This window comes from Bradyrhizobium sp. 172, from assembly GCF_023101065.1.
Taxonomy (GTDB): Bacteria; Pseudomonadota; Alphaproteobacteria; order Rhizobiales; family Xanthobacteraceae; genus Bradyrhizobium; species Bradyrhizobium canariense_D.
Genome location: NZ_CP064701.1, coordinates 7,703,853 through 7,725,518 on the forward strand (window position 1 = coordinate 7,703,853; position 21,666 = coordinate 7,725,518).

The following is a 21,666-nucleotide window of genomic DNA, read 5'->3' on the forward strand; positions in this document are numbered from 1 at the left end:
TTGGGCGGATCTCCCCGCTAAAGGCCGGGATCAAACGCTCCCAACGAGACGATAGCGAACCATGTCAAAGCGCGGACCCGCCGCACCCAAAAAGCTCCTGACCGGCCTGATCGGCGCACCCATCGCGCATTCTGCCTCCCCTGCCATGCATGAGCGCGCCGCGGAGGGGCTTGGGCTGCGCGGCCATTACCAGCTCATCGAGGTCGCCGGCGCCGACGCGGGCGGGCTCCGCATGATGCTCGAGGGCGTGCGGCGGCTCGGCTTTGCCGGCGTCAACGTCACTTTTCCCTACAAGGAGGCGGTGGTCCCGCTGCTCGATGAACTGGCACCGGGTGCCGCCGCCATGGGGGCGGTCAACACCGTCGTCGTCAGGAACGGCCGGCTGATCGGCCACAACACCGACACGACGGGCTTTGCGCGCGCCGTCGCGCCGCTGCTGGCGGCCTCTGGAAACGCAGTCGCCGTGATCGGCACCGGCGGCGTCGGCAAGGCGATCGCGTTTGCCCTGGCGAGCCTTGACGTGACCGACATCCGTATCTTCGACAGCGAGCCGGCACGCGCCGAAAAACTCGCCGCGCTGCTCGACAAACAGGGTGGCGCCAGGGTCGCCGCAAGCGTCGAGGCCGCGCTCGACGGCGCAACGGGCCTCGTCAACGGCACGCCGGTCGGCATGCTGCCGAACCGGGAAACGCCGGTCGCGCCGACGCTGCTACGTCAAAACCTGTGGGTCGCCGACGCCGTCTATTCGCCGCTGATCACGCCGCTGCTGGCGGCTGCCCAAGCCAAGGGCGCGCGGATCATGACCGGACGGGAGCTTGCGATCTACCAGGCCGCCGACGCTTTCGAACTGTTCACTGGCCTTGCCCCATCCACCGAGATCATGGGAGAGGCATTCGACGAGGTGATGGCGGCACGAAGCTCGGCCTATCACGCAGCGTAACCGAAACGGCCGGACACAAGGCCGCGGACACCATCACGAAACAGGAGGAGAAACCATGAAATCGACTTTGCTGGCGGGCGCCCTGCTTGCCTTCGCGACTGCAACCAGCGTGCACGCCCAGGCGATCAAGCTCGCCGACGTCGCCGAGCTTTCCGGGGGCGGCGCCACCGTCGGCACCAACTGGAAGAACGGCATCGACCTCGCGATCGAGGAGATCAACGCCAAGGGCGGCGTGCTCGGCCGCAAGCTCGAAGTCACTCATGCGGATTCGCAATCCAACCCGGGCGTCGCGCGCGCGCAGGTGCAGAAGGCGCTCGACGCCGAGCCCTATGTGCTGCTCGGACCCGGCTATTCCGGCTCGGTGAAGGTGACCGCGCCGCTGGCGGCCGAAGCCGGCATCGCGCAGATCATGGGTGGCGAAGCCGCCGAGCTGACGCAAGGCGGAAACAAATTCCTGTTCCGCACCTCGTTCGGCCAGCAATCCTCGATGCCGAAGGTCGCCAAATACATTCACGACGACATGAAGGCGAAGTCGGTCGCCGTGGTCTGGGTCAACAATGACTTTGGCCGCGGCGGCCGCGATGTCGTCGTCAAGGAGCTCGACCGTCTCGGCTCCAAGGTCGTCGCCGATCTCTCCACCGAGGCGGGCCAGGCCGATTTCGCCGCCGACGTCGGCAAGATCAAGGCCGCCAATCCCGACGCCGTATTCGTCTATTTGAACGAGGAAGAGAGCGCACGCATCCTCAAGGAGCTGAAGCGCCAGGGCGTCACCGCACCGCTGATGGGCGAGACCACGCTGATCGGCCAGAAGGTGATCGAGCTTGCGGGCGATGCCGCCAACGGCGCGCGCGGCCATGTCGGTCTCACCACCGACGCGCCGGTCGACCTGATCAAGGCGTTTCGCGACAAGTTCGCGAAGAAGTACAATTACGTGCCCGACCATAACGGGCTGAAAGGCTATCTCGCGGTCTACATGGTGAAGGCCACCACCGACAAGATGGGCAAGGTCGATTCCAAGGCGTTCGCCGACACCCTGCATGGCCTGACCATCAAGGCCGCCGACGAGCCGGGCATCTTGATGGACGTCACCTTCAGCGAGACCGGCGACATCGACCGCCAGAGCTTTCTGGTCGAGGTGGTCGAAGGCAAGCAAGTCGTGAAGCAGGTGCTGCCGAAGGTGAAGTGAGGTCTTGCCCTTCTGCCTCGCCCCGCCCTTCGCGGGGAGAGGGAGAAGGACGAGCGAGGAGAGCGGGGAGACAGAGCGCGAGCGCCGAGAGGGGAAAATGTCCAATCTGTTCGATCTTCTGGTCGCTGGACTTGCCACCGGCGCGATCTATGCGCTGGTCGCGGTCGGCTTCACGCTGCTGTGGCAGACCTCGCAGACCATCAATTTCGCACAAGGCGAGTTCGTGATGCTGCCGGCGTTCCTGATGCTGGCGGCGATGCATGCCGGCGCGCCGTTCTGGCTCGCGATCATCCTCGGCATCCTGCTTTCGATGCTCCTGCTCGGCCTCGCCTTCAAGATGCTGCTGGTGGATCCGATGTTGCGCCATGGCGTGCTGCCGCTCGCGATCGCGACCATGGCGCTCGCGATCGGTCTCAAGGAGGCCGTAAAGCAGTTCTTCAGCGCCGAAGCCTCACCCTTCCCCTCGATCGTGCCGACCGGCGACGTCTCCATCCTTGGCCATGCCGTCTCGCTGCAAAGCATCGGCGTCCTCGTCCTCGCCATCCTTGCCGTCTTCGGCTTGACTGCGCTTCTCAACCGCACCTCGCTCGGCCACCAGATGCAGGCGGCGGCGCAGAACCCGACGGTGGCGCGCATCATCGGCGTCCCGGTCGAGCGCATGATTCTCCTGACTTTCCTGATCAACGCGTTCCTGGTCGCTCTCGCCTCGCTGTTGATCACGCCGATCTACCTCGCGAAATTCACGTCGGGCGAGGTACTGGGCCAGGCCGCCTTCATCGCCGCGATCGTCGGCGGGTTCAACCAGGTGCGCGGCGCGATCGCAGGCGGCCTCCTGATCGGCGTGCTCGACAATCTCGCGGCCGCCTATGTTTCAACGCAGTACCGCGCCGCCGTGCCTATGATCTTCCTGATCGCCGTCATCCTGTTCCGACCGCAGGGCTTGCTCGGCCGTGCCGAGGAGCGCACCGTATGAGCGGCTTCGCCAAACCTCTCAAGATCGCGTTCGGCCTCATCGTGGTCGCTGCGCTGATCGTTGTCCCCATGAACTTCAACCGCTATGGCCTGTTCATCCTGAGCCAGTGGGCGGTGATGGCCATCGCCGCAATGGGCCTCAACCTCACACTCGGTTATGCCGGCCAGGTCTCGCTGGCGCAGGGCGCCTTCGTCGGCATCGGCGCTTACGCCGCGGCGATCATGACCACGCATGGCTGGCCGCTGCCGGCGGCGATCGTCGTCGCGATCGGCTTGAGCTTCGCGGTCGGCTGGGTGCTCGGCTATCCCGCGCTGCGGGTGCAGCATCACTACCTCGCCTTCGTCACGCTCGCCTTCTCCACGCTGGCCTTCCTGGTATTTCGCAACGAGAGCTGGCTCACCGGCGGCATCTACGGCATCTCCAATATTCCGCGTCCGCACATTTTCGGCATCGCGACCAACAAGCCGCTGCCGTTCTACTATGTCTGTCTCGGCTCGCTCGCTATCGTGTCGCTCGCGGTGTGGTGGCTGATCCGCTCGCCGTGGGGCCGCGCCTTCATGGCGCTGCGCGAAAACCCGCTGCGGGCGCAGTCGCTGGGCGTCGACACGCGGCGCTATACGCTGATGGCGTTCGCGATCGGCTCGGCGCTCGGCGGCGTCGCGGGGGCGCTCTATGCGCCGCTGACGCAATATATCGATCCCGTGCCGTTCAACCTGTCGCTCTCGCTCGACCTCCTGATGATGGTGATCGTCGGCGGCGCCGGATTCTTCCTGGGTCCGTTCCTCGGCGCGATGATCGCGGTGCTGTTGCCGGAGTGGCTGCGCTTCACCGAGGGCTATTATCTGATGCTCTACGCGATCGCGGTGATGGGGCTGCTGATCTGGTCGCCGACCGGCATTTTGGGAATCCTCGACCGCTATCTCGCCGAACGCCGCACCAAGGCGGCCTCCGCCCAGCGCGCCGTCGCAAAGTCCCGGCTGGAGACAGTGCAATGAGCGCGGTCCTCGAAGTCACCGACATCAAGAAGAATTTTGGCGGCATCAGCGCCGTCGGCGGCGTCTCTTTCGACGTCCGCGAGGGCGAGATCCTCGGCCTGATCGGCCCGAACGGCTGCGGCAAGTCGACCCTGTTCAACTGCATTCTCGGCCAGCTCACGCCGAGCGGCGGCGAGGTCAAGCTCGACGGCAAGGTCGTCACGGGCTTGCGACCCGCCGAGCTCAACAAGCTCGGGGTCAGCCGCACCTTCCAGCTCCTGCAGGTGTTCCCCAAACTCTCGGTGCGCGAGAACCTGATCCTCGCAGGCCAGGAGCACCAAGGCAGCATGGCCTCGCGCCTGGTCGGCCGCTCCGATGCCGGACTGACGGAGGCCGCCAACCAGATGATCGGCTTTTTCAAGCTCGATCATCTCGCCGACGAGCCGGCCGGCGGGCTCTCCTACGGCCAGCAAAAACTGCTCGACGCCGCCATGGCCTTCATGGGCGGACCGCGCCTGGTGCTGCTCGACGAGCCAGCCGGCGGCGTCAACCCGTCGATGTTGACGGATCTGAAGGAGCGGCTGGTGGCGATCAACCGCGAGAAGAACGCCACCTTCGTCGTGATCGAGCACAACATGGAATTCGTGATGTCGCTGTGTTCCCGCGTGATGGTGATGGCGGAGGGCAAGGTGCTGGCGATGGGACGACCGGACGAGGTGCGAAAGAACCCCGCCGTGATCGAAGCCTATCTCGGACATTGAGGAACCAGCCATGAGCGATCCGATCCTCTCGGTTCACAATCTCGTCGGCGGCTACGGCAAGATGACGATCCTGAACGGCACCACTTTCGCCGTGCCGCAGGCCACCATCACCACCATCATCGGCCCGAACGGCGCCGGCAAGTCCACCGTGTTCAAGGCGATCTTCGGCCTGCTCAAGCTGCGTGAGGGCAAGATCAACTTCGCCGGCCGCGACGTCACCCATTTGAGCCAGCGCGCGCTGCTCAATGCCGGCATCTGCTACGTGCCGCAGGGCCGCAACATCTTTCCCGAGCTGTCGGTGCGCCACAATATCGAGCTCGGAGGCGTTTCGGCGGGCAAGGGCATCGACCTGCAGAGCCGGATCGAGGCCGCGCTCGACCTGTTCCCGGCGCTGCGGCGGAAATCGACGCAGCAGGCCTCCACGCTATCCGGCGGCGAGCAGAAACAGCTCGAAATCGCCCGCTCGCTGCTGCTCGAACCGAAGCTCGTTCTGATCGACGAGCCCTCAATCGGCCTGTCGCCACTGATGGTGCAGCAGACTTTCGACATCCTGAAGAGCTTGCGCGACCGCGGTGTCACCATTCTGATGATCGAGCAGAACGCCCGCTCGGCGCTGGAGATTTCCGACATCGGGATCGTGCTCGAGCTCGGCCAGACCCGCATGGTCGACAAGGCGGAGCGCATCTTGAACGACCCGCGGATCGGCCAGCTCTTCCTCGGCGGCGCCATGGAGGAGAGCGCAGCATGAGCGCGCCAAGGCGCATCGCCGTTGCCGGCGCCGGCCTGATCGGCCGCCGCCATATCGAATTGATCAACGCTTCACCAGACTGCGTGCTGGCGGGCATCGCCGACCCTTCGCCTGCCGCAAAAGAGTTCGCGCAGACGCGCACCACACCCTGGCATTCGGATCACCGCACGTTGCTGGCGCAGGAAAAGCCTGATGGCCTGATCATCGCCTCACCGAACGCGCTGCACTTCCAGATGGTGCTCGACTGTGCCCAAGCCGGCGTGCCCGCGCTGATCGAGAAGCCGGTGACCGATACGGTCGCGGCCGCGCAGCGCCTGTGCGCGGCGATCAGGCGGACCGGCGTGCCGATGCTAGTCGGCCATCACCGCCGGCACAATCCGATCATCAAGGCCGCACGCGAGACGGTGGCGACCGGCAAACTCGGCCAACTCACGGCTGTGGTCGGACTGTGGCTCCTGAAGAAGCCCGACGATTACTTTGATGTGGCGTGGCGGCGCGAGCATGGGGGCGGCCCGCTGCTCATCAACCTGATCCACGACATCGACAATCTCCGATTCATCTGCGGCGAGATCACCGAGGTGCAGGCGTTGACGTCGAACAAGGTTCGCGGTTTCGCCGTCGAGGACACCGCCGCGTTGCTGCTGCGCTTCGCCAACGGCGCACTGGGAACGGCGACCGTGTCGGACGCAACGCCGGCGCCATGGAGCTGGGAGCTGACCTCGGGCGAGAACACTGCGTACCCGAAGCGGGATCAGCCCTGTTACATCCTCTCCGGCACCGCGGGCTCGCTGTCCGTGCCGAATATGGAGCTTTGGTCTTACGCGCGAGAGCCCGGCTGGCACGCGCCGCTGTCGCGCGAGACCATCACGCCGCCGGCATTCGATCCATTGGCCGAGCAGCTCCGGCATTTCCTCGCCGTGATCGCGGGCCATGAACAACCACTGATCGCGGTCGAAGACGCAATGGGCACACTTGCGGTCGTCGAAGCCGTCAGCGAAGCGGCACGCACGGGCCAGAAGATATCGCCGGGCCAAATCATGGAGCAGGCAGCATGACCAAACGCTCGATCGCAACGGTCTCACTCTCCGGCGCTCTCGACGAAAAGCTCCGCGCCATCGCATCCGCCGGATTCGACGCGGTCGAGATTTTCGAGAACGATCTGCTGTCGTTCGGCGCAGGTCCGCGCGACATCGCAAAGCTCTGCGGGGACCTCAATCTCGAGATCTGTGCGTTTCAGCCGTTCCGCGATTTCGAAGGCATGCCGGAGCCGCAGCGTTCGCGAAACTTTGCCCGCGCCGAACGCAAGTTCGACCTGATGCAGGAGCTCGGCACCGATCTGCTGCTGATCTGCTCCAACGTGTCGCCGGCCGCGCTCGGCGGCATCGACCGCGCCGCGGATGATTTTCGCGAGCTTGGCGAGCGCGCGGCCAAACGGTCTTTGCGCGTCGGCTACGAGGCATTGGCCTGGGGACGCCACGTCAACGATTACCGCGATGCCTGGGAGATCGTGCGGCGCGCCGATCACCCCGCGATCGGTGTCATCCTCGACAGCTTTCACGCACTGGCCCCCGGCTTTCCGGTCCGCGCGATGCCCTCGATCCCCGGCGACAAGATCTTCCTGGTCCAGCTTGCAGATGCGCCGAAGCTCGAGCTCGACATCTTGTCGTGGAGCCGGCACTTCCGCTCCTTCCCCGGCCAGGGCGACCTGCCGGTCGGCGAGTTCATGGCGGCGATCGCGGCGACCGGCTATGCCGGGCCGCTGTCGCTGGAGATCTTCAACGACCAATTCCGTGCCGGCTCGGCCGTGCAGACCGCGGTCGACGGCCTGCGTTCGCTGATCCTGCTGGAGGACCAGCTTGCACCGGATTGGCCAAAGCTCATCGGCGAACCCTTGGCGCCCAAGCCCAAAAGTCGCGGCACGGGATTCATCGAGTTTGCCGTCAACGAGACCAAGGCCGGCGAACTCGCCCGCCTGCTCGCGCAGCTCGGTTTCCGCAAGACCGGCAAGCATCGCAGCAAGGCGGTGGAGCGCTGGTCGCAAGGCAAGGTCGAGCTCGTCGTCAACTCCGAGACCGACGGCTTTGCGCATTCGCACTACGTGACGCATGGCCCCGGCGTCTGCGCCATCGCGCTCGATATCGACAATGCCGGCCTCGTTATGCAGCGCGCCGAAACACTGAAAGCGCGCACCTTCTATCAGCCGGTCGGGCCGGGCGAGCTCGAGATTCCCGCGATCCACGGCGTCGGCGGCAGCCTGCTTTACTTCCTGGACCAGGCCGGCAAGAACTGGGACACGGATTTCGAACAGGTACCGAGCGACGCTCGCGCGGACGCCCTGCTGGCCGTCGATCACATCGCGCAGTCGATGCCCTATGACGAGATGCTGTCGTGGCTGCTGTTCTACACCGGCATCCTCGACCTCAAGCGGCTGCCGCAGATGGAGATCGCCGATCCCAGGGGCCTCGTGCAAAGCCAGGCCGTCATCAACGGCGACCAGAGCCTGCGCTTCGTGCTCAACGGCTCATCCGCCAACCGCACGCTGCCGGCCCGCTTCATCTCGGAGTTTTTCGGCTCGGGCGTGCAGCACGTCGCATTTACGTGCCGGGATATCTTTGCGGCAGTCGCGGAGATGCGCAAGCGCGGCGCGGATTTCCTGGATATCCCGGATAATTACTACGACGACGTCGAAGCCAAATACGACCTCGCACCCGAGCTGATGAGGCAGCTGCGCGCCAACCACATTCTCTACGACCGCGAGGGCGACGGAGAGTTTTTCCAGGTCTACACCCACATCTTCGACGAGCGGTTTTTCTTCGAGATCGTGGAGCGGCGGGATTATCAGGGCTTCGGCGCGGCCAATGCCGGGATCAGGCTTGCCGCGCAAGCGCGCGAGGTGCGGCCCGCGAGCATGCCGCGCGTGTAGCTTACTTTCCCTCTCTCCTTGTGGGAGAGGGTGGCTTGCCGCAAAGCGGCGAGACGGGTGAGGGGTTCTCTCCGCGAGACCTTACTTTTGAATACGCGGAAACAAACCCCTCATCCGGCGCTTCGCGCCACCTTCTCCCACAAGGGGAGAAGGGGTATCGTGCTTGTGGCTACTTCATCGCGCATTTGTCGTGGAAGCGATCCTGGTCGTTCTCGACGATGGTCGCGACCGTCTTCAGCGAGAGCTGGCCTTCGCCGTCCTTGACCACGTCCTGGAGGTAGAAGTTCTGCACCGGGATGTGGTTCTTGCCGTACTTGAACGGGCCGCGCAGCGACTTGAAGTTGGCCTTCTCCATCTCGGCCTTCATCGCGTCCTTCTTGCTGGTGTCGCCCTTCACCGCGACCACGGCGCTGTTGATGAGCTGGGCCGCGTCGTAGGCTTGCGCGCCGTAATAGGTCGGACGCAGCCCGGGGTACTTCTTGCGATAGTCGGCGACGAAGCGCTTGTTCTGCTCGTTGGGCAGATCATTCACCCATTCCTGCGCACCGGGCACCCCGAGCGCGTTCTCCTTTTGCAGCGGCAGCGACAGCTCGTCGACGGTGAAAGCCGTGTAGAGCGGCATCGTGCTCTTCAGCCCGGCCTGCGCATATTGGTTGAGGAACTGCACGCCGGCTGCACCGGGATAGAACACGAAGATCGACTCGGCACCCGAGGCCCGCGCCTTGGAGAGCTCGGCGGAGAAGTCGAGCTGGCTCGGCCAGACCGTGTATTCCTCGCCCTTGACCTCGCCCTTGAACGTGCTCTTCACGCCCGCCAGCATGTCCTTGCCGGCGGCGTAGTTCGGGCCGATCAGGAACACGCTCTTGACGCCCTTCTGGTTCATGTAGAGGCCCATGGCGGCCGGCGTCTGGTCGTTCTGCCAGGAGGTCGAGAACACGTAAGGCGAGCAGAGCTCGCCCGCGAGCTGCGACGGACCGGCATTGGCCGAGATCAGGAAGGTCTGCGAGTCCACGGCGGTCTTGAGCGAGGCCAGCAGCACGTTCGACCAGATGTAGCCGACGATGAAGTCGACCTTGTCGGACTGCACCAGCTTCTCGGTCTTCTGCTTGCCGACGTCGGGCTTCTGCCCGTCGTCCTCGTAAATCACCTCGACCGGCTTGCCGTCCATCTTGCGGCCGATGTGATCCAGCGCGAGCTCGAACGAATTGCGCATGTCGTTGCCGATCACGGCGGTCGGGCCGCTGAAGGTCGAAACGAAGCCGATCTTGATGGTGTCGCCGGCGGATGCCGGGCCTGCCAGCACCAGCGCCGCTGCGCCCGCCAGCCAGAATGCCGTCCTCATAACCACTCCCCTCCATATTATTATGCCCGGAAGCAGGGTGATTGCCGCCCCGGGGTCATCTCTATTGAACGCAAAATCTGTCGCGCCGCCAATGGTTCAGCGCCCGCCCTGCACCATATTTCGCCCCGAACGGCGATAGCAAGAAATATAATTCTACTTACTTCGGCTAAGGCTGCGGCGCTTTCTCGCGGGCGCGATACATCCGGCCTATGCCTCGATTGACGACGGCTATTGGACCGCGGCGCCTGATCAGCGTTTAGATGAGGATAGAGCCGCGAGATTCGGAGGGGCGCATCATGACCACGACACCGCACCGCGTCGTCATCGTCGGAGCCGGTTTCGGCGGGCTGGAGGCGACCCACCGGCTCGCCGGCAGCCCGGTCGAGATCACGCTGATCGACCGCCGCAACCATCATTTGTTCCAGCCGCTGCTCTATCAGGTCGCCACCGCCTCGCTCGCCACCAGCGAGATCGCCTGGCCGGTCCGGCACCTGATGCGCGACCGGCGCGATGTGACGACGCTGTTTGCGACGGTCAGCGGCGTCGATGCCGACAGGCGCTGCGTGCTGATCGACGACGGCAGCGAGGTGCCTTACGACACGCTGGTGCTCGCCACCGGCGCGCGTCACGCCTATTTCGGCCACGACGAATGGGAGCAATGGGCGCCGGGTCTTAAAACACTGGAGGACGCGACCACGCTGCGCCGTCATATCCTGGTGGCGTTCGAGCGCGCCGAGCGTGAGACCGATCCGGCCAAACGCGCGGCACGATTGACTTTCGTCATCGTCGGCGCCGGCCCCACCGGCGTCGAACTCGCCGGCACCATCGCCGAGATGGCGCACCACACCTTGCCAGCCGACTTCCGCAACATCGACACCAACAAGGCGCGCGTGGTGCTGATCGAGGCGGGTCCGCGGGTGCTGGCAGGCTTTCCAGATGATCTCTCGGCCTATGCCCAGGCCTCGCTGGAGAAGATCGGCGTCGAGGTCGTGCTCGGCCAAGCCGTCACTGAGATCAACCGCGAGGGCGTGGTGTTCGGCGGCAAGCTGCTCGAAGCCAAGACACGAATCTGGGCCGCCGGCGTGCGCGCCTCGCCCGCGGCGGAATGGCTGGGCGCACCGGCCGATCGCGCCGGGCGCGTCCAAGTGGAGGCCGATCTTACGATCCCCGGTCATCCCGAGATCTTTGCAATTGGCGACACCGTTTTGATCAACGCCTGGGACGGCAAGCCTGTGCCCGGCATCGCGCCGGCCGCCAAGCAGCAGGGCCGTCACGTGGCCGAGACCATCAAGGCCCGGCTGCGCCAGGAGCCGACAGGCCCGTTCCGCTACAAGCACTCCGGCAGCCTCGCGCAGATCGGCAAGCGGCTCGCGGTGATCGACTTCGGCCGCATCAAGCTGCGCGGCACCATCGCGTGGTGGATCTGGGGCATCGCCCATATCTACTTCCTGATCGGCTTGCGCCATCGCCTCAGCGTCGCCCTGAGCTGGCTCTGGATCTACGCCCGCGACCAGCGCGCTGCGCGGCTGATCACGCAGGGATCGAGCAAGGTGGTGTAGGGCTTCTTCTTCCTCTCCTCGTTCTTACGGCGAGAGGGTTGGGGTGAGGGGCCTCTCCGCGAACGAGATATTGGTGAGACCTGTACCCCCTCACCCGGATCGCAAGAGCGATCCGACCTCTCCCCGCGAGCGGGGAGAGGTTAAGTGAGGCGCGATCGCCGCCCCTACTTCACCAGCTCGCACCCACCTTCCGCGAGCGGTCGAAACGCCTGCTCCGCAGAGATCGTCGAAACCAGCTTGTAATAGTCATACGGATATTTCGACTCCTCCGGCTTCTTCACCTCGAACAGATACATCGGATGCACGACGCGGCCGTCCTGGCGGATCGTGGTGTCGCCGAACAGCTTGTCCTTGCCCTTGAACTTTTTCATCTCGGGCACGGCATCCTTGGCATTGTCGCTGCCCGTGACGGCGACCGCGTTGAGATAAGCGAGCGTGGAGGCATAGACCCCGGCCTGGTTGCCGCTCGGCATCTTGCCGTTCATGCCGGGCCGCGCCGCGAAGCGCTTGGCGAAGGCGCGGGTGTCGTCGTTCATGTCCCAGTAGAAGGCCTCCATGAGCTGGAGCCCTTGCGCGACCTTGATGCCCATGCCGTGGACGTCGTTGATGAAGAGCAGGAAGGCGACGAGTTTTTGTCCGCCCTGCTGTATCCCGAACTCGGCCGCCTGCTTCACCGCGTTGATGGTGTCGCCGCCGGCATTGGCGAGCCCGATCACTTGGGCCTTCGAGCCCTGCGCCTGCAACAGGAAGGACGCGAAGTCGGACGTGCCGAGCGGATGCTTGGAGGAGCCCAACATCTTGCCGCCATGCGCCTCGATGTATTTCTGGGCTTCCGCCTCGATGCCCTTGCCGAGTGCGTAGTCAACCGTGAGGAAATACCAGTCCTTGCCGCCGCGCGACATCATCGCGGCCGCCGTGGTGTTGCCGGTCGCCCAGGCGTCGTTGACCCATTGGATGGTGTTGGGCGAGCAGGCCTTGCCGGTGAGAGCGGAGCTCGCGGTGGACGACGCGAGGAACGTCATGCGGCTATCGCGCAGCAGCGTGTTGATGGAGAGGCCAACGGCCGAGTTCGGCACGTCGACGATGGCGTCGACGCCCTCGACATCGAGCCATTTGCGCGCGATTGCATTGCCGACGTCGGCCTTGTTCTGGTGATCGGCATAGACGATCTCGACCTTGATGCCCTTGCCGCCGCCGTTGAAATCCTCAGCGGCCATGCGCGCGGCCTCGACCGAGCCCATGCCGTTGGTGTCCTGGAAAATGCCGGAGATGTCGTTGAGCACGCCGACGCGCACGACATTGTCCGAGATCTCGGCATTTGCCGCGCCGCCAATCAGGCTCGCGGCCAGCGCAAGCGTCCACTTCAAGTTCTTCATTGTTCCCTCCCCTGTCGTATTTGTTGTTTGCGATGACGACAGCGTCAGGCTGGCGTGATGCGCACAGGCAGGCTGTCGAGCCCGCGCAGCGTGTTGTTGAAGCGGCGCTGCGGCTCGCCCATGATCTCGATCTTTGCGATCCGGCGGGCCAGCGCCGCGAGCATTGTCTCGCCTTCGAGCCGCGCGACCAGCTGGCCGACGCACATGTGAATACCTGAGCCATAGCCAACATGGCCGGACGTGCGGCGGGTTATGTCGTAGCTGTCGGGCTTGTCCCAGCGCCCCGGATCGCGATTGGCAGCCGCCAGGAACATCAACACCTTCTCGCCCTCACCGATGGTCGCGCCTGACAGTTCGACTTCGCGCGTGGTCGTGCGGAAGAAGGTCTGCACCGGGCTTTCAAAACGAACGGCCTCCTCGAAAGCGTTGCGCGCCAGCGTAAAATCGTTGCGCAGGCGCTGCCACTGCTCAGGGAAGCGCGCGAGACAGTAGACCGCTGCACCGATGCCGTTGACGGTGGTGTCGAGGCCCGCTGACAGAAGCGAACGCACCAACAGCGGCGCTTCGGTCGCGGTGATGGCACCCTCGCCGACATGGGCGTGGATGCAGGCGCCGATGCCGCCGGGCGTGAGGCTGTCCCGCTGGCACTGCTCGGTGACGTAGGCCTGGTGAGGCGCCGAGCGCGCGATCGCCTCGTTGCGCAACTGGTTCGGCGGGCCGAAGGCGTTGAACACCAGGCTCGCATAGGGAATGAGATTCTCGCGTCCCTCAGGCTTAAGCCCGAGCGCATCTGGGAAGATCGACAGCGGATAGGCCTCGGCAAGGTCCGTGATGGCATCGAAGTTGCGCTTCTCCAGCAGCGCGTCCACACGCTCTTCCGCTGCCGCGGCAAAGCGGTCGCGCAGCCCCTTCATCACCGTCGGCGACAGCACCTTTGAGAGCACGGCGCGGGTGCGGGTGTGCTCGGGAGGATCGGCCTCGAGGATCAGGCTGGGCGGCCGCCACGGCGTCTCCTTCGCGAAATCGGCGAGGCCGACGCCACGACTGGAGCAGAACGTTGCGGGATCGTTCAGCACGGCATGAACTTCGGCATAGCGCGCCACGCCATAGACGTTCCACTTGTCGAGATAGACGACAGGTCCCGCCTCCCGCAGCAGCTCATGCGTGGGATAGGGATCGGCGAAAAAATCCATCGCGAACGGATCGACGTCGAGATGCGGGACGGCCGACGAACCGCTAATTTCCTGGGAGCTGGAAGTGCTCATGGAAGTCCTCCCTCATTTTGATCTTGTGAAAGGGCCGCGCTTACCTTTAGGTCTCCAGACACGCCGCGAGACAGAATCCCGACATGCCGCCGCCTTCGACCAGAGCCCGCCAGAAACCTGCGCCCGCCGAGACGGGACCGACGCTCGATCTTGACCGCTACGTCCCCGCGTTCATCACCTTCATCGCCAACAAGCTCTCGAACAGCGCCACCGCGTTCTATCAGCGAGAGTTCGGCGTCAACGTCACGGAATGGCGGATCATGTCGCTGCTCGCGATCGAGCCCGGCATTCCCGCCTCGCGCATCTGCCACGTCATCGGTTTCGACAAGGGCCCGGTGAGTCGGACGCTGGCCGGCCTGGAAAAGCGGGGGTTGATCTCGATCCGTACCGATCCCAATGACGGGCGCACCCATTCGATCTCGCTGACGGCGAAGGGCCGCGCCATCCATGACAAGGTGATCGTCGCTGCATTCGAGCGCGAACGGCGCCTGTTGTCCTGCCTGGACAAGGACGAGCGCGAGGTGCTGATCGACCTGTTGCGCCGCCTGCATGAAAATCTCGGCGCGGTGACCGGCAGCACCGAGACCTGACGGGCCACACAGCGGGCGCTGAGCCCTGTCATTTCCAGGCATGCGCCAACATTCGCCGGCGGCACCCTCTCTGCCGAGCATAGCTTCCTCCGATCCGACGCGGCGGTTCCTCCCGCCGTCATCCGTGTCTGGAACGGTTCGCATAAATTAGTTGCTTGGGCAACAAAAGAATCGTGCAGCATAATGCGGCAGGGCGGCTGGCGTAGTTGGGTTTGCCGAGCTCTCTTGTCCCGGACGCGCTGCAGCGTGAAACGCTGCTGCGCAGAGCCGGGATCCAGAGATGCCAATCACGAAGAATGGCCCCGGCTCTGCAGCGCATCACTGCGTGCTGCGCTGCGTCCGGGGCACAGGCCCAAGCGCTACAGACCGATCCACTCGCCCGGCGCATCGTCATCCAACCGCGCCACCGCATCGGCACGGCGCGTCAGCACCGCGCGCTGGTTGATGTAGCCCTTGTCGGTGATCTCGCCGCCGTCGACCGACGGCGGCTCGGCGAGCAGCAACGCGCGCGTGGCGTGGCCGGAGGAGTTGGCGCCGTGTTGCTTCAGTTTCGCCAGCCCCCGCGCGATCGCGGCTCTGATCTTCTCATGCGCGAGCACGTCGTTCACGCCTGCGGTCTCGGGCAGGCCGGCATGCGCGCGGCACGCAGCGATGTTCGGAAACACCAGGAAGCGCACCTCGTCGCCGCCATGGCCGGTGACGACGATGTCCTGCGCGAGCGGCGCCAGCGCGGCGATGCCGGCGAGGCGCAGTGTGCCGACACTGACCCAGGTGCCGGAATTGAGCTTGAAATCCTCCGCGACGCGGCCGTCAAAGAATAGGCCGCGTTCGGGCCGGTTCGCGTCGGCGAACTTCACGGCATCACCGATGAGATAAAAGCCCTCGTCGTCAAAAGCCTGCCTGGTCAGCTCCGGCGCCTTCCAATAGCCCGGCGTGACGTTGGGGCCGCGCACGCGCACCTCCAGCTTGTCGCCGGAGGTAACGAGCTTCAGTTCGGTGCCGGGAATGGGCACGCCGATATTGCCCGAGCGCTCCGCGAGGAAATGGCAGTCGGTGGCCAGCGGCGACGTCTCGGTCGAGCCCCAGGCCGAGACCATCGGCATCGCGCGGCCAACAGTCTTGACGGAGAGTTCTTCCAGCGCATCCCAGAGATTCTGCGGCAGCGCCGCACCGGCGTAGAACGCGAATTTCACCTCGCTGAAGAAGCGGCGACACAGCTCCTCGTCGCCGCGCAGCGCCGCGATCAACATGTCGAAGCCGCGCGGCACGTTGAAATAGACCGTCGGCATCACGCTTCTGAGGTTGGCGAGCGACATCGCAAACAGACCGGGCGCCGGCTTGCCGCCGTCGATATAGAGCGAGCCGCCATTGCGCAGCACGAGATTGAAATTGTGGTTCGCGCCAAACGTGTGGCTCCAGGGCAGCCAGTCGAGAATGACCAGATCGTCGCGCGCCCGTTCGAGAAAAGTCCAGGTCTGCGCCTTGGCCTGCTGGCTGGACGTCAGCATGCGCTGGGTGTTGATCACGGCTTTCGGCGTGCCGGTCGAGCCCGAAGTGAACAGGAGTTTTGCGATCGTATCGGGCGTCACCGCGGCGAAGGCCTTTGCGACGTCGGGGCTCTCGGGCGTTGCCGCGATAGTGCGAAAGGCCAGCGCATCGGCATCGTCGGCATTGCCGCTGATAATCTGCGCGCTATGCAGCGGCTTGATCGCGGCCAGCGCCGCCGCAAACGGCCTCGTCGCGGAGACATAGATCGCGGCGGGCTCAAGCAACGCGATCATGCTCTTGAGCTTGTCGAAGTCCTTTGACATCAGGGAATAGGCCGGCGAGATCGCCGCCGAGGGCACGCCGACATGCTGCGCCGCCAGTGCCAGCAGCGCATGATCGATGCTGTTGTCGGAGAGGATCGCGAGCGGGCGCTCCGCGCCGAGACCGTGCGCCAGAATCCAGGACGCCGCCGCGCGCACCTGGCGCAGCGCCTGCGCATAGGTAACGGTGCTCCATGGCGCTTCGGCACTGCTGCGCTCGGCGAGGAAAATCGCGTCGGGCCTCTGCCGCGCCCATTGCTCCAGCCAGTCGCCGACGCAGCGCGCGCCATCGCGCAGAGGCTCGGGCGAGCGCAGCACGATGCTGCCGTCGGCGCGATGCTCGGCAACGGTTCTGGGTGTCGCAAACAGGCTCGAAGCATCACCGCGTGGGGCGGCTGTCATGGTTTCCTCCTCGCCCGGAAGCCGGGACCGGTCGCAGCCTCGTCGCGGACCGCGTTGGCCAGCATGTTGGCCACGACAATTGTTGGGGCGCAAGCTGGGGCCAGGTGGGACGGCCCGCCGCCGTTCAAAGGGCTGGTCGCCGCGCATCCGCGGCATGGATTGCTGGCTGCACCTGATCTAGCTGCCTATTATTTGCGCAAATGCTCGTAACAGGGCGCTGACACGAAGGTCCGCCGGAGCTCGAAATATCCCACAAGCCACTGATCTCTCGGTAATATCCGCAGCACTTGTCCTGCCCGGATTCTGTACACAATGGCACATCGCTTGCTTCGATCGGGGTGAAGAGACGTAGCCGGAGATTTGTCGCCATGAAGGCTGAAATGGGGGCTGAGCAGCCTGAAACGGTCGCCGCGATCGTGGCCGCGCATCGCGCGGGCACGCTCACACCGGCGCAGACGGTCGCGCGCACCTATCAGCGCATCCGCGACCACAACGACCCCGCCGTCTTCATCAGCCTGCGCGACGAAAAGGACGCGATCACGGAGGCCGAGAAGCTCGCCACCAAGGACGCCGCCAGCCTGCCGCTCTATGGCGTGCCGGTCGTGGTGAAGGACAATATCGACGCGCTGGGATTTCCGACCACCGCGGCGTGCCCGGCCTTCTCGTATACCCCGACACATGATTCGACCGCGGTGCAGCGGCTGCGCGCCGCCGGCGCGATCATCATCGGCAAGACCAATCTCGACCAGTTCGCGACCGGCCTTGTCGGCGTGCGCTCGCCCCACGGCATCCCCAGAAACGCGATCCGCGAGGACCTCATTCCCGGCGGCTCGAGCTCGGGATCGGCCACCGCCGTCGGCGCCGGGCTGGTGCCACTGTCGCTCGGCACCGACACCGCCGGCTCAGGCCGCGTGCCGGCGATGCTCAACAACATCGTCGGTCTCAAGCCGAGCCTCGGCATGATTTCGACCGCTGGCCTGGTGCCGGCCTGCCGGACGCTCGACTGCATCTCGGTATTCGCTTTGACGGTCGACGACGCCGCGCTGGCGCTCTCCGTGATGGCAGGTCCCGATCAGGCAGATCCGTTCTCGCGCGACCGGCCGCTTGGCGCGATCACCCCGCTCCCGGCAAACCTGCGCCTGGGCGTGCCGCGCAGCGGACAGCTGATCTTCTTCGGCGACAAGAAGGCGGAAGCGGCTTACGCCGAGGCGCTGAAGCGCTGGACCGCGCTTGGGGCAACGCTCGTCGAATTCGACCTCGAGCCGTTCTATGAGACGGCCCGACTGCTCTACGAGGGACCGTGGGTGGCCGAGCGCTATCTCGTGATCCGCGACCTGCTCGCCTCGGCACCGGAGGCGATCCATCCCGTGACGCGCGAGATCACCGCGGCCGGTGCGCGGTTGACGGCGACGGACACCTTCTCCGCGCTCTATCGTCTGCAGGGCCTGCGCAAGATCGCCGAACGCACCTTCACCAATATCGACGCGCTGGTGCTGCCGACGGCGCCGACGGCCTATACGACCGCGCAGGTGCGGGCCAATCCGGTCGAGCTCAACAGCCGGCTCGGCACCTATACCAATTTTGTCAATCTGCTCGATCTCTGTGGTCTCGCGCTGCCGGCGGCGATGCGCGCCGACGGCATCCCGTTCGGCATCACAATTCTTGCACCCACCGGGCACGATGCGCTGCTCGCCAGCATCGGCCGCGTGTTCCATGCCGATACCAAACTGACGCTTGGCGCAAAGGGCGTCGTGCAAGCCGCGCTGGCGCCGCTTGCCGCAAGCGGCGTCGACGAGATTCCCATCGCCGTGGTCGGCGCGCATCTGTCCGGCATGGCGCTGAACGGCGAACTGAAAGCGCTGAACGGCCAGCTGATCGAGGCAACCAGGACCGCGGCGGACTACAAGCTCTACGCATTGAAGACCACGCCGCCAAAGCCGGGCATGCTGCGCGTCGAGGCCGGCAAGGGCGCGTCGATCGAGCTGGAAATCTGGTCGCTGTCGTCGTCCGCCTTCGGCAAGTTCGTCAACGCGATTCCCGCGCCGATGGCGATCGGCACGGTGCGGCTGGCCGATGGCCGCAGCGTGAAGGGATTTCTCGTCGAGCCCGAGGTGCTGGGCGAGGCTCGCGACATCACCGCGTATGGCGGCTGGCGGAAGTATATGGCGGAAGCTACGACAGCGTAGGTCTCGTAGGTGGGCAAAGCGAAACGTGCCCACCATCACCGTCAGCTTGGGGAGATGGTGGGCACGGCGCTTTGCGCCTTTGCCCACCCTACGCAACCGTGCGCGCGCCCCTAAACCGACACCGCGTAGATCTCGTACTCCCCGCGCACCAGCTCGATATGCGCGCGCATCGCGGCGGCGGCGCCCTGCTTGTCGCCGCGCATGATGGCGACGACAACGCGGTCGTGCTCGGCTTGCGACTTGGCGAGACGGCCGAGATTGCGGAACTGGGCGCGGCGAAACGGCTGTACGCGCACGCGCGTCGCCAGCGTGATCTCGGCGATGTAGCCGTTCTGCGATCCCGCATAGATCGCGTTGTGGAAGCGCTCGTTGACCTCGTGGAAGCGCTCGGGATTGCCGGCGTAGCTCAACACCCGCAGTTCTTCGTGGATGGCTTCCAGGCCGTGACGCTCAGTGGCGGACATGCGCTCGGCGGCAAGACCCGCACACAGCGCCTCAAGCTCCGCCATGGCCTCGAACATGCCCGTCAGCCGTTCGAACGAGGGCTGCGCCACCACCGCGCCGCGATGAGCGCGCGCTTCGACGAGGCCGCTTGCCACGAGCTGACGCAGGGCTTCCCGCACCGGCGTGCGCGAAACGCTGAAGCGGCGCGCGATGTCGGTCTCGTCAAGCGGCGCACCGGGTGGCAGAGCTCCGCGCACGATCTCGTCGGCGAGCTGCAGGCGCAGCTCCTCGGCGCGCGTGACCTTGTGCGCTGACGGCGCCCCCCGGTCGACACGCGGCACCGCCGGTTCGGCCGGCAGCGCTCCGGGCGGAAGATCGTCAAGCGTCATACGGTCAGGTCTCTTTCGACTCGTCGATGATGCTGACATGGGCGGCGACGACGCGCCAGCCCTCCGGGAATTTTACCCAGGTCTGCATCTGCCGGCCGACCTTGCCCGGCATCGTGTCGCGATAGAACAGGGTGGAGGCAACCGCGGTGTCGCGGCCATAGCTGGTGATCACGGTTTTCGCGGTGCGGCGATTGAGGCCGACCGCCGAGCGGCCGGCGCGAAAGCCGGAGATTGCTTCATAGCCGTAGAGGTTCTCGCCGATGCCATAGCGCAGCGTGCGGGGATCGTTGCGGAAGAGCTCGCCGAGCACGGCGACGTCGTTGGTGATCAGGGCCTGCTCATAGCGCTCGAACGCAGCTTTGACGTCTGCGATCACCTCGGGGAGATCGATCTCCATCTCAAAATCCTCTTGGGCTGGGCGCGGCGGCAACACCCATCTTCTCCAACGCGAACGCGACGCGCAGCGCGATGTCCTCGCGCCATGGCGCGGCGATGATCTGCACGCCGATCGGCAGCGGATCGAGCGGCACCGGCACGGCGACCACAGGCAGGCCGATGAACGAGATCGGCTGGGTGTGGATGCCGATATTGGCGCGCACCGGCATCTCGACGCCGCCAAGATTGAAATTGACCTGGCCGAGCTTCGGCGCGGTGCATGGCGTCGCCGGTGCGATCAGCACGTCGACGGATTTGAAAATCTCGGCGAGTTGCGCGCGATACCAGCGGCGGAATTTTTGCGCGCGGTCGACCAGCGGCGCCGGCACCATGGCGCCCGCAATCAGCCGGTCGCGCACGGCGGGATCGAAATCGTTCGGCCGCTTGCGCAGCCGATCGAGATGCAGCGAGGCGCCCTCGGTGGTGGTGATGACATAGGCCGCCGCGCGGGCGCGCGCAGCTTCGGGCACGTCCACCACGCGCGTTGCGCCCAGCGCCTTGGCGACGCGGCTGACGGCTTCGACAGCTTCCGGAAACAAATTGGTCTGGAAGTACCCGCCGGCGATCGCGATGCGCAGGTCGGACACCGGATTGGCAAGCAGCGGTGTCGTCGGCTCCAGACCACGTGTGGTGGTGCAGGCGGCATCGTCGGCATCCGGTCCCTGCATGGCGTCATAGGCCAGCGCGAGATCGGTGGCGGAGCGCGCGAACGGGCCGAGATGATCGAGGCTCGCGACGAACGGGAAAGAGCGCGCACGCGAGAGCCGGCCATAGGTCGGCTTCAGGCCGAAGATGCCGCAGAACGAGGACGGCACGCGGATCGAACCGTTGGTGTCGGAACCGAGCGCGATCGGCACCAGCGCGCCACCAACGGCGCTGCCCGAGCCGCCGGAGGAGCCGCCGCTCATCCGCGTCGTATCGTGCGGATTGCGCGAGGGACCGTCATGGACGTTCTCGCCGGTGAAGTCATAGGCGTATTCACCCATGTTGAGCGCACCGACCAGCACGGCGCCGGCCGCTTCCATGCGCTCGATCAGCGTGGCATCGCGCGTGGCGGGTGCGCGATCGCGGTTGATCTTCGAGCCTGCGCGCGTGGCGAGGCCTGCGACGTCGAACAAGTTCTTCACCGCGAACGGCACGCCGGCCAATGGGCCGACGGACTTGCCGGCGGCGATATCGGCATCGATTGCGCGCGCTTTGGCGCGGGCGCGATCGGCGGTGATGTCGGTAAACGCATTGAGGATGGTGTCGTGCTGCTTGATGCGCGCAAGCGCGGCTTCGGTCGCATCGAGCGCGGACATCTTGCGGCCCGCAACCGCGCTCGCGATCTCGGAGGCCGTCATCTCTGGCTTGGTCGTCATGGCG

The 21,666-nt window shown here is 65.4% G+C and carries 18 protein-coding genes; 11 read left to right on the forward strand and 7 right to left on the reverse strand.

The window, feature by feature from the left end:
• The first annotated feature begins 61 nt into the window (after positions 1 to 61).
• The 8 genes from IVB07_RS36540 (at position 62) to IVB07_RS36575 (ending at position 8,505) form a co-directional block, all read left to right on the forward strand.
• Complete coding sequence (locus IVB07_RS36540; RefSeq protein WP_018456034.1) at positions 62 to 940, forward strand: shikimate dehydrogenase; 879 nt, start codon at positions 62 to 64, stop codon at positions 938 to 940.
• A 55-nt stretch (positions 941 to 995) separates the two neighbouring features.
• On the forward strand, positions 996 to 2,126 hold the full coding sequence (locus tag IVB07_RS36545) for an ABC transporter substrate-binding protein (protein WP_018456033.1): 1,131 nt from the start codon (positions 996 to 998) through the stop codon (positions 2,124 to 2,126).
• A 97-nt stretch (positions 2,127 to 2,223) separates the two neighbouring features.
• Positions 2,224 to 3,099, forward strand: coding sequence for a branched-chain amino acid ABC transporter permease (locus IVB07_RS36550; RefSeq protein ID WP_018456032.1), 876 nt, complete (start codon positions 2,224 to 2,226; stop codon positions 3,097 to 3,099).
• On the forward strand, positions 3,096 to 4,094 hold the full coding sequence (locus tag IVB07_RS36555; protein ID WP_018456031.1) for a branched-chain amino acid ABC transporter permease: 999 nt from the start codon (positions 3,096 to 3,098) through the stop codon (positions 4,092 to 4,094). Before IVB07_RS36550 ends, IVB07_RS36555 begins: the two co-directional genes overlap by 4 nt.
• The gene (locus IVB07_RS36560; protein WP_018456030.1) at positions 4,091 to 4,834 is read left to right on the forward strand and encodes an ABC transporter ATP-binding protein; all 744 of its coding nucleotides are present in this window, start codon (positions 4,091 to 4,093) and stop codon (positions 4,832 to 4,834) included. The genes IVB07_RS36555 and IVB07_RS36560 overlap by 4 nt, the downstream gene beginning before the upstream one ends.
• A 10-nt stretch (positions 4,835 to 4,844) precedes the next feature.
• Positions 4,845 to 5,582: an ABC transporter ATP-binding protein gene (locus tag IVB07_RS36565; RefSeq protein WP_018456029.1), complete on the forward strand. Its 738-nt coding sequence runs from the start codon at positions 4,845 to 4,847 to the stop codon at positions 5,580 to 5,582.
• Positions 5,579 to 6,637, forward strand: coding sequence for a Gfo/Idh/MocA family oxidoreductase (locus IVB07_RS36570; RefSeq protein WP_018456028.1), 1,059 nt, complete (start codon positions 5,579 to 5,581; stop codon positions 6,635 to 6,637). Before IVB07_RS36565 ends, IVB07_RS36570 begins: the two co-directional genes overlap by 4 nt.
• Complete coding sequence (locus IVB07_RS36575) at positions 6,634 to 8,505, forward strand: sugar phosphate isomerase/epimerase and 4-hydroxyphenylpyruvate domain-containing protein (RefSeq protein WP_018456027.1); 1,872 nt, start codon at positions 6,634 to 6,636, stop codon at positions 8,503 to 8,505. Before IVB07_RS36570 ends, IVB07_RS36575 begins: the two co-directional genes overlap by 4 nt.
• Positions 8,506 to 8,674: 169 nt before the next feature.
• Here IVB07_RS36575 and IVB07_RS36580 read toward each other — a convergent pair whose 3' ends face one another.
• Entirely contained in the window at positions 8,675 to 9,847 is a 1,173-nt protein-coding gene (locus IVB07_RS36580; RefSeq protein ID WP_018456026.1) for an ABC transporter substrate-binding protein, read from the reverse strand.
• Positions 9,848 to 10,143: 296 nt separating this feature from the next.
• On the opposite strand from IVB07_RS36580, the gene IVB07_RS36585 reads away from it, so the two are divergent.
• On the forward strand, positions 10,144 to 11,406 hold the full coding sequence (locus IVB07_RS36585; RefSeq protein ID WP_018456025.1) for an NAD(P)/FAD-dependent oxidoreductase: 1,263 nt from the start codon (positions 10,144 to 10,146) through the stop codon (positions 11,404 to 11,406).
• A gap of 164 nt (positions 11,407 to 11,570) precedes the next feature.
• On the opposite strand, the gene IVB07_RS36590 is transcribed toward IVB07_RS36585, so the two are convergent.
• Together IVB07_RS36590 and IVB07_RS36595 are read right to left on the reverse strand one after the other, a co-directional pair.
• The gene (locus tag IVB07_RS36590) at positions 11,571 to 12,782 is read right to left on the reverse strand and encodes an ABC transporter substrate-binding protein (protein WP_247767414.1); all 1,212 of its coding nucleotides are present in this window, start codon (positions 12,780 to 12,782) and stop codon (positions 11,571 to 11,573) included.
• Positions 12,783 to 12,826: 44 nt separating this feature from the next.
• The gene (locus IVB07_RS36595; RefSeq protein WP_018456023.1) at positions 12,827 to 14,047 is read right to left on the reverse strand and encodes a cytochrome P450; all 1,221 of its coding nucleotides are present in this window, start codon (positions 14,045 to 14,047) and stop codon (positions 12,827 to 12,829) included.
• A gap of 83 nt (positions 14,048 to 14,130) precedes the next feature.
• Between IVB07_RS36595 and IVB07_RS36600 the strand changes: the two genes are divergently transcribed.
• Complete coding sequence (locus tag IVB07_RS36600; RefSeq protein WP_018456022.1) at positions 14,131 to 14,637, forward strand: MarR family transcriptional regulator; 507 nt, start codon at positions 14,131 to 14,133, stop codon at positions 14,635 to 14,637.
• A gap of 359 nt (positions 14,638 to 14,996) precedes the next feature.
• Here the strand turns inward: IVB07_RS36600 and IVB07_RS36605 are convergent, their stop codons facing one another.
• On the reverse strand, positions 14,997 to 16,847 hold the full coding sequence (locus IVB07_RS36605) for a feruloyl-CoA synthase (RefSeq protein WP_085357700.1): 1,851 nt from the start codon (positions 16,845 to 16,847) through the stop codon (positions 14,997 to 14,999).
• Between the two features lie 368 nt (positions 16,848 to 17,215).
• Between IVB07_RS36605 and atzF the strand changes: the two genes are divergently transcribed.
• Positions 17,216 to 19,033: an allophanate hydrolase gene (gene atzF, locus IVB07_RS36610; RefSeq protein WP_026233071.1), complete on the forward strand. Its 1,818-nt coding sequence runs from the start codon at positions 17,216 to 17,218 to the stop codon at positions 19,031 to 19,033.
• Positions 19,034 to 19,143: 110 nt separating this feature from the next.
• On the opposite strand, the gene IVB07_RS36615 is transcribed toward atzF, so the two are convergent.
• Genes IVB07_RS36615 through IVB07_RS36625 form a run of 3 tightly spaced genes read right to left on the reverse strand, consistent with a single transcriptional unit; the run spans position 19,144 to position 21,662 of the window.
• Positions 19,144 to 19,866, reverse strand: a complete 723-nt coding sequence (locus tag IVB07_RS36615; RefSeq protein ID WP_018456019.1) for a GntR family transcriptional regulator — start codon at positions 19,864 to 19,866, stop codon at positions 19,144 to 19,146.
• Positions 19,867 to 19,870: 4 nt separating this feature from the next.
• On the reverse strand, positions 19,871 to 20,263 hold the full coding sequence (gene hpxZ / locus IVB07_RS36620; RefSeq protein ID WP_018456018.1) for an oxalurate catabolism protein HpxZ: 393 nt from the start codon (positions 20,261 to 20,263) through the stop codon (positions 19,871 to 19,873).
• Between the two features lies 1 nt (position 20,264).
• A complete protein-coding gene (locus IVB07_RS36625; RefSeq protein ID WP_018456017.1) occupies positions 20,265 to 21,662 on the reverse strand; it encodes an AtzE family amidohydrolase in 1,398 nt (465 codons plus the stop codon).
• Between the last annotated feature and the right edge of the window lie 4 nt (positions 21,663 to 21,666).

What these genes read in the sequence shown, in the direction of transcription:
- IVB07_RS36555 (WP_018456031.1), top strand. Translation starts at nt 3,096, where the DNA reads ATGAGCGGCTTCGCCAAACCTCTCAAGATCGCGTTCGGCCTCATCGTG.
- IVB07_RS36605 (WP_085357700.1), bottom strand. Translation starts at nt 16,847, where the DNA reads ATGACAGCCGCCCCACGCGGTGATGCTTCGAGCCTGTTTGCGACACCC.
- IVB07_RS36625 (WP_018456017.1), bottom strand. Translation starts at nt 21,662, where the DNA reads ATGACGACCAAGCCAGAGATGACGGCCTCCGAGATCGCGAGCGCGGTT.
- IVB07_RS36540 (WP_018456034.1), top strand. Translation starts at nt 62, where the DNA reads ATGTCAAAGCGCGGACCCGCCGCACCCAAAAAGCTCCTGACCGGCCTG.
- IVB07_RS36575 (WP_018456027.1), top strand. Translation starts at nt 6,634, where the DNA reads ATGACCAAACGCTCGATCGCAACGGTCTCACTCTCCGGCGCTCTCGAC.
- hpxZ (WP_018456018.1), bottom strand. Translation starts at nt 20,263, where the DNA reads ATGGAGATCGATCTCCCCGAGGTGATCGCAGACGTCAAAGCTGCGTTC.
- IVB07_RS36615 (WP_018456019.1), bottom strand. Translation starts at nt 19,866, where the DNA reads ATGACGCTTGACGATCTTCCGCCCGGAGCGCTGCCGGCCGAACCGGCG.
- IVB07_RS36565 (WP_018456029.1), top strand. Translation starts at nt 4,845, where the DNA reads ATGAGCGATCCGATCCTCTCGGTTCACAATCTCGTCGGCGGCTACGGC.
- IVB07_RS36560 (WP_018456030.1), top strand. Translation starts at nt 4,091, where the DNA reads ATGAGCGCGGTCCTCGAAGTCACCGACATCAAGAAGAATTTTGGCGGC.
- atzF (WP_026233071.1), top strand. Translation starts at nt 17,216, where the DNA reads ATGAAGGCTGAAATGGGGGCTGAGCAGCCTGAAACGGTCGCCGCGATC.
- IVB07_RS36590 (WP_247767414.1), bottom strand. Translation starts at nt 12,782, where the DNA reads ATGAAGAACTTGAAGTGGACGCTTGCGCTGGCCGCGAGCCTGATTGGC.
- IVB07_RS36580 (WP_018456026.1), bottom strand. Translation starts at nt 9,847, where the DNA reads ATGAGGACGGCATTCTGGCTGGCGGGCGCAGCGGCGCTGGTGCTGGCA.
- IVB07_RS36585 (WP_018456025.1), top strand. Translation starts at nt 10,144, where the DNA reads ATGACCACGACACCGCACCGCGTCGTCATCGTCGGAGCCGGTTTCGGC.
- IVB07_RS36545 (WP_018456033.1), top strand. Translation starts at nt 996, where the DNA reads ATGAAATCGACTTTGCTGGCGGGCGCCCTGCTTGCCTTCGCGACTGCA.
- IVB07_RS36550 (WP_018456032.1), top strand. Translation starts at nt 2,224, where the DNA reads ATGTCCAATCTGTTCGATCTTCTGGTCGCTGGACTTGCCACCGGCGCG.
- IVB07_RS36570 (WP_018456028.1), top strand. Translation starts at nt 5,579, where the DNA reads ATGAGCGCGCCAAGGCGCATCGCCGTTGCCGGCGCCGGCCTGATCGGC.
- IVB07_RS36595 (WP_018456023.1), bottom strand. Translation starts at nt 14,047, where the DNA reads ATGAGCACTTCCAGCTCCCAGGAAATTAGCGGTTCGTCGGCCGTCCCG.
- IVB07_RS36600 (WP_018456022.1), top strand. Translation starts at nt 14,131, where the DNA reads ATGCCGCCGCCTTCGACCAGAGCCCGCCAGAAACCTGCGCCCGCCGAG.